The 12,740-nt window shown below is 48.1% G+C and carries 8 protein-coding genes; 4 read left to right on the top strand and 4 right to left on the bottom strand.

The genetic code is table 11. The features are described from left to right. Nucleotides 1-16: 16 nt before the first annotated feature. Nucleotides 17-1,771, bottom strand: a complete 1,755-nt coding sequence (aceK, locus tag ACJJII_RS03360) for a bifunctional isocitrate dehydrogenase kinase/phosphatase (RefSeq protein ID WP_444918280.1) — start codon at nt 1,769-1,771, stop codon at nt 17-19. A gap of 156 nt (nt 1,772-1,927) precedes the next feature. Between aceK and ACJJII_RS03355 the strand changes: the two genes are divergently transcribed. Further along, complete coding sequence (locus ACJJII_RS03355) at nt 1,928-2,536, top strand: MarC family protein (protein ID WP_413663436.1); 609 nt, start codon at nt 1,928-1,930, stop codon at nt 2,534-2,536. Between the two features lie 150 nt (nt 2,537-2,686). After that, a complete protein-coding gene (locus tag ACJJII_RS03350; protein WP_444918279.1) occupies nt 2,687-3,421 on the top strand; it encodes a sulfite exporter TauE/SafE family protein in 735 nt (244 codons plus the stop codon). A 127-nt stretch (nt 3,422-3,548) separates the two neighbouring features. Here ACJJII_RS03350 and ACJJII_RS03345 read toward each other — a convergent pair whose 3' ends face one another. Next, nucleotides 3,549-3,908 (bottom strand): putative quinol monooxygenase, encoded by a 360-nt coding sequence (locus ACJJII_RS03345; RefSeq protein WP_444918278.1) that lies wholly within the window; start codon nt 3,906-3,908, stop codon nt 3,549-3,551. A gap of 917 nt (nt 3,909-4,825) precedes the next feature. On the opposite strand from ACJJII_RS03345, the gene ACJJII_RS03340 reads away from it, so the two are divergent. Further along, nucleotides 4,826-6,688, top strand: a complete 1,863-nt coding sequence (locus tag ACJJII_RS03340) for a sensor domain-containing diguanylate cyclase (RefSeq protein WP_444918277.1) — start codon at nt 4,826-4,828, stop codon at nt 6,686-6,688. A gap of 1 nt (nt 6,689) precedes the next feature. Here ACJJII_RS03340 and pstS read toward each other — a convergent pair whose 3' ends face one another. Both pstS and ACJJII_RS03330 read right to left on the bottom strand, forming a co-directional pair. Next, nucleotides 6,690-7,772 (bottom strand): phosphate ABC transporter substrate-binding protein PstS, encoded by a 1,083-nt coding sequence (gene pstS / locus ACJJII_RS03335; RefSeq protein ID WP_444918276.1) that lies wholly within the window; start codon nt 7,770-7,772, stop codon nt 6,690-6,692. Nucleotides 7,773-7,883: 111 nt separating this feature from the next. Further along, the gene (locus tag ACJJII_RS03330) at nt 7,884-9,806 is read right to left on the bottom strand and encodes a PhoX family protein (protein WP_444918275.1); all 1,923 of its coding nucleotides are present in this window, start codon (nt 9,804-9,806) and stop codon (nt 7,884-7,886) included. A gap of 229 nt (nt 9,807-10,035) precedes the next feature. Between ACJJII_RS03330 and ACJJII_RS03325 the strand changes: the two genes are divergently transcribed. Next, nucleotides 10,036-12,639 carry a TonB-dependent receptor gene (locus tag ACJJII_RS03325; protein ID WP_444918274.1) on the top strand — a complete coding sequence of 868 codons (2,604 nt, stop codon included), beginning with the start codon at nt 10,036-10,038 and terminating at the stop codon, nt 12,637-12,639. The last annotated feature ends 101 nt before the right edge of the window (nt 12,640-12,740 follow it).

Genomic DNA, 12,740 nt, shown 5'->3' with positions numbered 1-12,740 from the left:
GTCATAGATTGGTCGTCTACTTTTGTTGTGCACGGTTATGGGAGCGGCGCGGGAAACGCCACTTGCGTCGATAGGGGAAAGCACTCTCCACATGCCCGGCGCGAATACGATCTTGTAAGAGTTTCCAGAAGCGATAGTTGTATAAATCGCCGTGCTGTTTTTCGAATGCAGCGCGTGCGGTGGGATTGCCAGAGAAGAACAGGCGGAATTCTTCCGGGAAGACGTCGGCTTCTGCGACGGTATACCAGGGCTTGTCGGCCAGCTCCTGCTCAGAGGTATGAGCTTCGGGAATCTTGCGGAAGTTACATTCCGTCAATGGGCAGAGTTCATCGTAATCGTAGAAGACTACCCGCCCGTGACGGGTAACCCCAAAGTTTTTCAGCAACATGTCGCCGGGGAAGATATTTGCGGCTGCCAGCTGTTTGATGGCATTACCATACTCTTCCATGGCCTCCTTGGTTTGCTCTTCATTGGCGTGTTGCAGGTAGAGGTTAAGCGGTTCCATACGCCGCTCTACATACAGGTGTTTGATGATGACCCGCTTCTCATCAATGATCAGTTTTGATGGTGCCACTTCCTGCAGTTCTTTGATCAGCTCTTCACTGAAGCGATTGCGGTAGAAAATAAAGTAAGAATACTCCTGGGTGTCAGCCATACGGCCGACCCGGTCAGAGCGAGATACGAACTTGTACTTTTCTTTTACGATCTTCTCGGTGACAGTTTTCGGCTGGTCGAACTCATCTTTAATGACTTTAAATACCACCGGGTAGGAGGGCAATGTGAATACACTCATCACCATCCCTTTAATGCCCGGTGCAATAACAAACTTGTCGTTACTGACCTTCATATGGGCGAGGATATGGCGGTAGAACTCGGTCTTACCGTGTTTGTGGAAGCCGATAGAATTGTAAAGCTCAGACTTCTCCTTGAGCGGCATAATGGTGGACAGGAAGCGCACAAAGCGGGAGGGGATTGGCGCATCCACCATAAAGTAGGAACGGGTAAAGCTGAAAATGATACTGGCGGAGTCGTTGTTGTAGATAAGGGTGTCCACAAAAATACCGCCGCGCCCGTTGTTTAGGCAGGGCAGGATCATGGGGATAACTTCGCCGTTCAGGATAATGCGCCCTACCAGATAGGCCGCTTTGTTACGGTAGAAAACCGACTCCAGCATATCCACCCGCAAGTGTTTCTCGTTGTCCACATTGGCCAGAGGTGCATTGCGCAGGGATTCGCAGATATGGGCAATGTCGCGCTCCATATTCTCCCAGGGCGTGGAAAAGCTGAAATCCTTGAGAATATCTTCGATCATACACTCGAGGCCGTGGCGGCCGCTGTAACTGATATAGATGCTGTAATCCCGTAGCGGTTTGTCTTCCGGTGCTCGGGACGGCTTGACGAAGATATTGCTGTCGTGAATGTTGGTGTGGTGAAACTGGCTGCAAAACACCGAGTTAAAAAAGGTCTCGGCGATCTCATAATTGCTGTGATTGGCAATCAGCTGTGCATAAGTGGCGCGGGCATCACGCCACAGCTCCAGCTGGCTGGTGTCCTTGCTGGTTACCGAATGGACCAGGTCCACCACTTGGGTGACCTTGGTTTTGTACAGATCGATCCGGGCTTTATTGGCCTCGTGTGACGCCTGCCAGGAGGCGGTTTCAAAGCGGGCCTTGGCGCCCAAAGTGATGTTCTGATAGTCTGCGAAATAGGCGTCAAAACCATTGAGGATGGTTTTAGCGATGCGTCGGGCGGTCGGTGAGTGATTCGTCATGCACTAGACTTTTTTTCTAAGTTACAAGTTACGCTTGCGCCAGCAGTTACCGTAGATAACGGCGTTGGACCCCCTAAGCACACCTCGCTCCGGTCCTGCCCATACTGCCTGGGGCTCTAATTAAGCGGATAGTAGCACGGCACGTCGGAGTCCCAATTGAACGATTGGATCAGTAGCTTTGTCTTTTTCTTTGCTGTGATTGACCCGGTGGGTACTCTGCCAGTGTTTATCGCAGTCACTTCACGACATGCAGAGTGGCAAAAGCGCAGGATAGCCTGGCTGGCAGTACTCGTCGCAACCGGGATCTTGTTGTTCTTTTTGGTCGCAGGGCAATTCTTCCTCGAGGCGATTGGCGTGCCCCTTTCTGCATTTCAGGTAGCTGGAGGCGTCGTCCTGTTCCTGTTTGCCTTAACCATGATATTTGGTGAGAGCAAGCCAGAGCAGGAGATAGAAATCATCCGTGAGGGACATGAGACAGCGATTTTCCCTCTTGCGGTGCCCTCCATTGCCTCACCCGGAGCCATGCTCGCGGCTGTGGTACTCACAGATAACCATCGATTTGATGTGGTCCATCAGCTGAGTACAGCATCTGCCATGGTAGCAGTGTTGGCGATAGTGATATTGCTGCTGCTAACTGCCAACTGGATATATCGATTTATTGGTGATGCCGGGGCCAGTATCGTAAGTCGAGTTATGGGGCTGATCCTGGCCTCCGTAGCAACAACCAATGTGCTTGTCGGGATTCAGCAGTTCTTTTCAATTTAGCTCCTGGCATTTGGTTTTGTACTGGTTGAGCTAAGGCTGCATTTCTTCTAGTGAAGAGAGTATTGGATTACCGGTTAGGTGTTGGAATTGCGCCCAAGCCTGAATTTCTACTTTATTCACTGTGATTTTGGTGACTTCTGAAGCGGTAAAATGATAGAGCTATTGCTGCTGATTTTTGGCATCTTGATTTGGTATATCAGTACGCTTGCGGCCGGGGGCGGGGCACTGCTCCTTGTTCCAGTGATTAGCTTTATCGTTGGTCCACACCTGGTAGCACCAACGGTAACCATTGCCAAGTGCCTGGCTTCGCCATACCGGGCACTGGTTTTCTGGTCCTATATTGATTGGCGGGTAGTACGCTGGCTTACCCCGGGAAGCTTAGTCGGGGCATTGTTAGGTGCATATTCCTATACACAGATGTCCCCAGAGTGGATACAAATAGTGGTTGGGCTTTTTTTAATGTCCACGATACTTCAGTATCGCTTTGGCCATAGGGAAAGATCTTTTCCCATGTCACTTCCCTATTTTTTACCTCTGGGATTGGTGACCGCTTTTGCTTCCGGTCTTATTGGGGCAATGGGTCCCCTTAAGAACCCTTTCTTGCTGAATTATGGCCTCGAGAAAGAATCCCTGATAGCTACTAAGGCCTTTAATGGGCTATTAATGCAGCTTGTAAAGCTGGGAACTTATATTACATTCTCGGCGGTATCCCTAGAGTTGGCATTCTATGGTGTGGCGGCTGGGCTCGGGGGGATTATTGGTGTAACCCTCGCTAAAAGGAGATTGAATCAGGTCAGCTTTAAAAAATTTAGGAAATACACTCTATTGGTAATGTTTTTGTGTGGCTTGGTATTAGTGATAAAAGCGATTTATGACATGGCTTAGATTTATAGGGATAGTATTTATAATTTATTGCTAGAACTAACCGTTTGGAAAGCAAAGAATTAAAATTCGCTCCCCTAATTACAATACTATCATCATAAGAATTAGTATAATTTTCATATCCAGTTTATTAATGGCTGCGTTCGAATCCTGCATAGGTGTGATACTGCTGGGGGGTTAGGCCTGCATGGCGTGCCTGAAGATCCTTGGGAAGATCGCCTAAATAGATGACGCGAGTGGGTTCTGCCGTCTTGAGCCAGCGCTCTGAATAACTCTCCCAGGTGTCCACATGTTTATGCGCGGCACTTACATCTTTGAAATGCTCGTATACAATAATTTCTCCACTATCAGAAATATAGTACTGGTAATTCAATGTCCCCGCTTCTTTCTGCGAGACTACCTCTACCATTTCATCAACAATTGACCTAAAGGCCTGCTCCTGTCCGTTCTTTATTTTCGCCTCCACAAGCCAGCCAACATTATTAAACATAAGTATCTCCAATACGGTTTAAGAGACTTTGACATAAGTGGTAGAGCAACAATTTTTAGGTCCTGGGAGCATGCTGACTGATAAGCAACCTGTCGCTAAATACCAGAGGGGGAGTAACTGCTCTACTCAGGAAGAAGATCAAGTGATGGTCCTAGATATTGTAGACGACATCGTGGCGTCTAGTTTGGTAAGGCTAGCTATTTGATAGCTCTCCAGTTGCACTGAACCTCACCGGGCTCCTTGTATAAGAAACCTGCTTCAGGAGTGACTATTGGTTCATTGTTTGGTCTAAGGGAGGGTTCAATGCTTGGGTTGTGAGATAAGCCCAATTGTATTCAGTTGTTCTTTAGAGGCTCCTTAATATCTAAGAGTGGCATATTTTCTATATGTACTGATTGGTAAACAATGATGAGATCCCCGGATCAGCAACAATTTCTAAATTTAGCGTTCTAGAGACAATATTTAAATTTGATGTGGGTAGTCAAATGTAATCGTTAACAGGAATTTTCTCTTTGGCGTATTTAAGATTTTGTATCCTAATTAATACCTGACTTTAAGGCTTAGCCCCAAGGTGTAAGACGGCGTAACAGCCTGTGTACCCTTATTTCAAGCTAAAAGGCATAAAACACATTACTTAAGCGCTTGATAAATGAAAAGTGAAACTGCCAAATAGGGGGAGCAGAAAAAAGTTGTACCTGATAATTTAAAGTCCTTGCTAGTGTGTTTTTTGTACAGGTGCGGACTTGTAGAATTCATACATAGCTATTTTATGTAAGTATGAATTGATGACTTTCTTGTATGGAAGCTATTTCTCTGAAATACAAAAAGCATCATCAATTTACTTTGGAAGTCAGTATCCATTATGACTGATTTGGTCTTTATGAAGACGGAAATTGTTGCACATCTACATAGTAAGAATGAAAAAAACAATTGGTAAATTTGAACTGTGGACTCAAAAGGGTGGCCCTAAATGGCACTACCGTTTGGTTTGTTATGCAGTGCTGATGTTTGCCATACTTCTTTCTATGCCCAGTTACCCCCATACGGTTGTGGATATCACCTCGTTGGACGGAGGAAGTAAACCGAGTGGCCTAAATGCAATTTGGCATGATCCATCGGGGTTTGGAAGCATTGTTGATGCTGAAAAAGCTTACAAAAATAAACTTTTTCTTCCCCTGGGAACTGCCGGATCTACCGGGCTTAAATCCGGAGCCTTCTGGTCTCACTTCATATTAAAAAACTCCAGTAGTGAAACAGTTTATGTCTCAATTGAATATGTGGATAACCAGCTCGATGGGCTGACGGCCTTTTCTAGGATTCAGGGCGGCAGTCAGCCTTACACTGAGCTGGCAAGTCTGTCTGCGAACCAGCCTTTTTCCAGTCGAAAAATCAAGCATCATCGTTTTGCGTTCCCACTTAAAATCCCCCCCTTCGCATCAAAGGAAATGATGGTTAAATTTGATGTTGGAGTTTTGGGCGTTGCCTTTCCCAGTATGCGTATTTGGAGACCTGAACAACTTGAAGAGAGGAGTAAGGCTGAGGCCATTTTAACGTCATTTCTTTTTGGTGGTTATTTTTTGATGGCCATTCTTGCGCTGATTGGTGCTATTACTGCGCGTAAGAATATCCTGTATCTATACTCGTTATATTCCGTAACGAAAATTTGGGTGTGGGGATCTTTACTGGGATATACCCATCAATATTTGCTCCAAGAACAATTTGATTGGCGCTATCAATCGATTAGTAGTGCTGTGGCGATTCTGACCGGAATTCTTTTTGCCCGATACTTTCTTGAAACGGAAAAGTACACCCCAAGATTGGATTACTTTTTAAAATTAATTTTACTCAACGGGTTATTCCTGGTTGTTTGCGTTGTACTGCAGTGGGAGGCTCTGGGGCACATCTCTATGATGCTCGCTCTGTTTTTCTATCCTGGCGTTGTTGTTGTCGCATTGGTGCGTTGGCGACAGGGGGATACTTCTGCGGCAGTTTTTGCTTTAGCCTGGAGCGTTTTGGTGTTGGGGCTTTTGGTACAGGCGATGAGGGATCTCGGTTATGTGGTGCACAATCCAATTAATTATTATTGGCCCCCGGTTGCCTCTTTTGTTGAGATGTTGGCAATAATGATAGCTATTGGATTACTGGTAAAACGTTTACGGCAACAAAAAGAGACTGCAGAAAAAAGGTATCTACTACACCTGGAAGCTTCGAGAACCGAGCTGGAGCAACAGGTAAAACTTCGCACACAGGAATTGGAGTACGCTAAAGCCAAGGCTGAAGAGGAGGCGCGCACAGACCCGCTAACAGGTATTTTTAATCGCCGCTGCTTTTTTGAAGAGGCCAGTAATCTAGTGGCTGTGGCAATTAATAACCAAATGCCATTGTGTGTATTAATGCTGGATATCGACAATTTTAAATCTGTTAATGATATTCATGGCCACTTAATCGGCGATCAGGCACTCTGTGCGACTGCCCGAGTAATTTCCCAACACGTACGGGATGTGGATATCTTCGGGCGTATTGGTGGGGAGGAATTCGCGCTAGTACTCAGCTCCAATGTCGAAGGAGCTATGAAGGTTGCCAATCGTATACACCGGGATATCGCTAAAATCGTGATTAAAAGTGCAGTTGGGCAAGCTCAGTTTACCGCAAGTATTGGCATCGTCCGTCTGCAGGGGCGAGAAGATATCCTGGAGCTAATGCGACGAGCAGACTCTGCGTTGTATCAGGCCAAACGCGCTGGACGTAATCGTATTGTGGAGTGCGCTGAAGCTACGTAAATTAGCGTACGTAGGTAACTGCATTGAGTACTTTTTGACGTATATTCTCCGGAAGGGGCACCAGGCCCAAGCTTCCGGCCTGGCTTTGGGATGCGTTGCTCAACATAAAGACGAGCATTTGCCGCAGTGCTTGTGCTTTTTGATCATCCTGGTCTGCGTAGAGTAACAGCCAGGAAAAGCTCGTAATGGGATAGGCGGTTTCTCCTTTGGGGTCCCAGATCCAGGCGATTAGGTTGGGAGCTCCACTAATTGGTAATGATGCTTTTGGAAATTCAATCTCTGAAAGAGCCTCTGCTCCGCTCTTGGGGCCTGCGGCAATATAATTTCCCGCGTGGTTTTCCAGTAAAGCCACAGGCAGGTTTACCAGTTGGGCAAACCCGTGTTCGACATAGCCAATGGCCCCGACTTTCTTGCGAACCTTAGCGGCTACGCCTTGATTGCCCGGTGCTCTTTTAAATCTGGGCAACTTTGGCCAACTGGGTGTTCTGTCCAAACCAATTTTTTCGCGGAAATCCTGGCTCACGCTACTCATATGTCCAGAAAAGATATACGAGGTCCCCGAACTTTCAGAGCGGGTGACAACGGTAATCTCATCTCTGGGCAACTTGATATCGGGGTTTGCGGCTGCGATCTTGGGGTCATCCCAGTGGGTTATTTCTCCCAGGAAAATCCCCACATAAGCTTCCCTGGACAGTTTTAGCTTGTCGATCCCGGGAAGGTTAAACACCAGTACGACTTCCCCAGCAGTAACCGGTAGTACCACGCCACCGCCTTTCAGGTTGCGTAACTCATCGATCTCAATAGCGGCATCTGAGGCGGCAAAATCAACTGTATGGCCGAGGAAGTCCCTGATGCCGTCACCGCTACTGCTCATCTCGTAGAAAATAAATATATTGTTTTCCCGATGGGTGAACTGCCGAAACCACTCGACATAGATTGGGTAGGGGAAACTGGCGCCGCTGCCCCGGAGATTTACAGGATTTTCTGGTACCTGGGCAGTTCCCGGTGTGGCGGCAAGGATAAAACTGGCGGTTGCCAGCACAGCGGTAAGGCGGCGTATAAGGGTTGCACACCTCGATATCATAGGGACCTCGGCTTATAGGCCTCTGACAACATGCCTTTAGGCGGGGTGAGAGGCCAAAAACTGCTTTAGATTAAAATTTTAGCAGGGTCCCTGGTTTGTCATATCAATTGCCTAGCTACCGACTATTTGGTCGTCCTCACGGTAAATGGCCAGTACTGATGGCCGAGGCGGTAACAGGGGGTTATTATCTGGCCAGCGGTGCAGGGGTTGGTCATAAGTGGAGTTGCGTGAATCGGCCGGATGTTGCACGGCAATAAACAGGGTTTTTCCGTCGGGAGTAAATTCCGGCCCGCACACTTCAGCTCCTTGCGGGCAGCCAAAAAAATGCTTGGGTGCAGCCCGCAAAGGCCCCTCAGTAGACATTGCCCAAAGTCCATCGTGAAATCCAAAGCGCTCACAGCCATCAGTAGCAATCCACATATTGCCCCTGGGGTCGAAAGCGACGTTATCGGGATTGGCAAACCAGCCGTGCTCAGAGATATCGTAAGGGGACTGCTGTCCATAGGCGCCCCTTTCAGCGGGGTTTTCAGCATTGGGGTTTCCACCAAGTAGAAATTGCTGCCACTGAAATTGTGCGCTTGTGTGGTCGCGGTTTCCCTTCTTCCCGGGGGGCGCTATTTCCAATACATGGCCGGCAGTATTGCGGGCGCGGGGGTTGGCGGCATCGGTATCGCTGCGCTTCTTGTTTTTGGTCAGCATTACATAGGTGCAATCATTGTGGGGGTTAGTCTCCACGTCCTCCGGCCGATCCATTGGCGTGGCTCCCAGTAGCGCGGCTGCGCGGCGCGCATCAATCATTACATCTGCTTGATTGCGAAAACCATTCTCTGCGGTCAGTGGGCCCTGGCCATATATCAGCGGCAGCCATTCGCCACCGCCATCGTCGGCAAAGCGCGCGGCATAGAGCGTGCCATTAACGAGTAGCTTTCGGTTTGTATCGGGATCTTCGGGCTGATAGTTATCTTGGGATACATAGCGATAGACAAATTGATGTTCATCATCATCGCCGCCGTAAGCAACGATCGGTTGTCCCGGTTTACAGACCAGGGTAAAGCCTTCGTGCTCAAAACGCCCCAAACTGGTCAGCTTGCGCGGTTTTGATTGGGGGTTATAGGGGTCAAACTCCACCATCCAGCCGAATCGGTTGGGCTCTTTGGGTTCTACCTGAATATCAAATCGACGGTCGTGGTCACCCCAGTTGCGATTTTCTGGTTTTATACCAAAAAGTTGATGGTTTTCGATCTCCCGGGAATCTTCGAGCTTTTTTGGGTCTCCCTGAAAAGCGCCGCCAAACCCCTCTTCGGCAATTAATACGGTTCCCCATGGAGTTTTTCCTCCTGCACAGTTACCTATGGTGCCGAGGACCTGGGTTCCGCTGGGATCTTGGCGGGTCTTTAAACGTTCGTCGCCTGCGGCGGGGCCAGTGATTTCCATTGGCGTCGTAGAAGTTATCCGCCGGTTATAGGGACTGTCAGCTACTACTTTCCAGCCCTGTTTACTTCTTCGAATTTCCACGATGGAGTGTCCGCAGGCGGCCTGTTCAATGGCCACATGCTCGGCACTCACTCCTCTGGTGGCACTGTATTCGTCGTTATAACCGGGGAACATTAGATGGGGCTGGGTGTATTCGTGGTTGACACATAAAAGCCCGCGATCACTATTTTTGCTTTGTATATGCAGGTATCCCTGGGTAGAACTGGTCCCCACTGCCAAGGGCATAAAAGCAATAAAATCGTTGTTGTAACCGAATCGCTGTTCCTGGCCGCTGGCGCTAAGTTCTTCAGGCTGAAAAGGTGTTCCCTCTCTATTTAAGGGATCTCCCCACCTCAATAGAACCGTGGATTTATAACCCTCTGGTAGATGGTGTTGGTAATCCAGTCTATGGGGGATTTCTTTAAAGGTGAGGGAGTTGCGTGTGGGATTTTCACTCCCACTACAGCCGGGTAGTAAGCTGCTTACAGCACCAGAGGCGGTTACACCACCCAGGACTTTAAATAGAGATCTGCGTGCTGGGTTTTTGGGGCTTTCGTTCATGACTGCTCCATATTTGGCTTCAGTATATGACGCTTTTTACTGTTAATTGCCTTGATGGTTCTTTTTAAGGCGATTGATATCTGTGTAAATAGCAGGGCTTACATCTATCGTCGCAGTACTAATTGACTATGTGATGACAAGCTTAAAAAAAATGTCACGTAAAGTTCATAGCGGCCTTCTAGTCTGCGTCCAATTCAATAAGCCACCGGCAAAGTGGGAGTGGGACGCAATGAAATACAGAACTTCAGGCTTGCGGTTACTGGGAATGCCATTGGCGGCTCTGGCGACTGCCATCATTAGCGCGAATACTGTCGCAGAGAATGACCAGGCTATGGAAACTGTGACAGTTACTGCTCAGGCGAGTAATGCGCGCAGCGATTTGGATCGGCAGCGCGATGCCAATAAAGTCGTAGCGGTGCAAACATCTGATGCGATCGGTGAACTCCCCGATGCCAATGTCACGGAAGCGTTACAGCGGATGCCGGGGGTATTTATTGCAAGGGATCAGGGCGAAGGTCGTTTTGTCGGGGTTCGGGGTATAGACCCAAATTTGAATGCGGCGACAATTAACGGCGTGAGCCTGCCAGCACCGGAAACAAACACTCGGGCGGTAGCCCTGGACGTCATTCCATCGGACTTATTGGCGAGTTTGGAGGTGTTTAAAACGCTTACGCCAGATATGAGCGCAGACTCTATTGGTGGTGCTATTGAGATCAAAAGTCTGAATGCCCTGGATTATGACAGCAATCGCTACAAGTTCAGCGTAGAGAATAGTTACAGCGAGCTGCAGGAAGAGTACAGCCCCAAAGTGGCTGCGACCATGACCAATATTTTTGAACTTGATGGAGAGCGCCGTCTCGGGGTGGCCTTGGCGCTAAGTCACCAGGAGCGGGAATTTGGCTCAGATAATATTGAGACTGACGGTAGCTGGGAAGAACTGACCGCTGAAGATGGCTCTGTCGCTAAGGGGGCGACCGAAATAGAACATCGCGATTACAGTATTACCCGGGAGCGCACAGGTCTTGCTGCCAACTTCGACCTGGAACTGGGCAGTGACTCAAGCATCTATCTCCACAGCTTGTACTCTGATTTTTCTGATCAGGAAATCCGCCAGCGCAATTCCTGGAAGCTCGATGATGAACGCGATGAGCCGGAGACTATTTCAGGCAACTCGGCAGAATGGGAAGAGGCCGCGTTGGAGAAGTCCCTGAAGGACCGTCTGGAAGAACAGGAAATTATTTCTGCGGTATTTGGCGGAGAGCATAATTTTGAGCAATGGGGAATGTCCTATGCCTTGGGATATTCCCATGCAGAGGAATCTGAACCCAATCGACGCGATACCGATTTTGTCTTGGACTCCCTGCGTTTGGGGTATGTTGAAGCTGGTGATACTCCCCGTATGGCGATGGGAAGTGAGGATGTTGAAGCAGTATTGGACCCGGCCAGTTATCAACTCGATGAGTTGGTCATTGAAGATAACTTTACTGAAGATGAAGAAATCAGCTTCCGTATTGATCTCAGTAGAGAAATTGATTGGGCTGGCAATCCTTCAGTAGTTAAATTCGGATTACATGAGCGTCAGCGAGAAAAGGCTGGTGACTTAAATGCGACTGTATATGAAGGGTTTGGTGGGAATTACACTCTGGCGAATTTTTCTCGCAATAGTATCGATTATGGTTTGGATGCATTTGGACCTGGCGTCAATGTTGGAAGCCTGAATAGTTTTATCAATGCTAACCTCAGTGATTTTGACATAGATGAGACGGAGACCGCTTTGGCATCCGCCCGTGACTACGCAATGAATGAAGACATCACGGCCTTGTATGTGATGAATTCTATTGAGTTAGACCGCTCCCAGCTGGTTTTTGGGGTTCGCTATGAGCGCACTGAATTTACTGCTGACGGTGTGAATGTGGCGGAGTCGGAAGAGTCCCTGCCGGGTGCCGATTTAATTGCAGAAGAGGTTTATGCCACTGAGGTTAACTACGAGCGGGACTACGACAACTTCTTCCCCAGTATTAATTACAAGTTTGATTACAACGATAATGTAGTTCTCCGTGCAGCCTATTCGGAGTCCTTATCGCGTCCATCATTTGGCTATTTGAACCCCTCTCCGGCCAAAATTGAATACGATGATGGGGAACTGGAGGTTGAAGCTGGAAATCCAGAATTAGACCCCTATGAATCCCGCAATATCGACCTGTCTGCCGAATACTATGCGGACGACCTGGGTATGTTCTCTGTGGGACTTTTCCATAAGAGTATCGATAACTTTATTGTCATGTCTGAGGTTTCCAGTAATACCGATTTTACCCGTTTTGTAGGGAATTTAGCGGTTGATGATGCTGAAGTATGGCAACCGATTAACGGAGACAACGCCCGTATCAGCGGTGCCGAACTGGCCTGGACCCAAGGTTTTGAAAATGGGTTCTTACTCAGGGCCAATGCAACATTTACCGATTCAGAAGCTGATCTGGGTCTCAATAGCAGTGATCGCAGTGACAAAATATCTATGCCCTCCCAGGCGGATTTTGTCGGCAACTTTATTGTGGGCTATGAGCACGGCGCCTTTAGCATGCGCCTGTCAGCAGCTTTCCGCAGTGAACGCCTGCTGGAAGTTGACCTCGAAAATGAGTCCAATGACCGCTACGAGGAAGACCATTTGCAATTGGATTTGTCGGCCCGCTACCGCTTTGATAATGGCCTTCAACTTACTTTCACTGGGGTTAACCTCACGGATGAGCCTTACTATGTTCACATGTCTGGGTTTAATGGTCAGTACGAAGAATACGGTTCGACTTATGCGATTGGGCTGAGCTATAGCACTTTCTAGAGTTTTCACTGGAATTTTTGGATTAGTGTAATTTTTTACCCTGATAAAGCCCCTGCAATATTGTGGGGGCTTTGTTTTTGTAAAAATAATATTTTCTGTCA

Source organism: Microbulbifer maximicatervae (SeqCode), assembly GCF_052467825.1.
The sequence above is the reverse complement of the archived record's forward strand: the minus strand, read 5'-3'. Positions and strand labels throughout refer to the sequence as shown.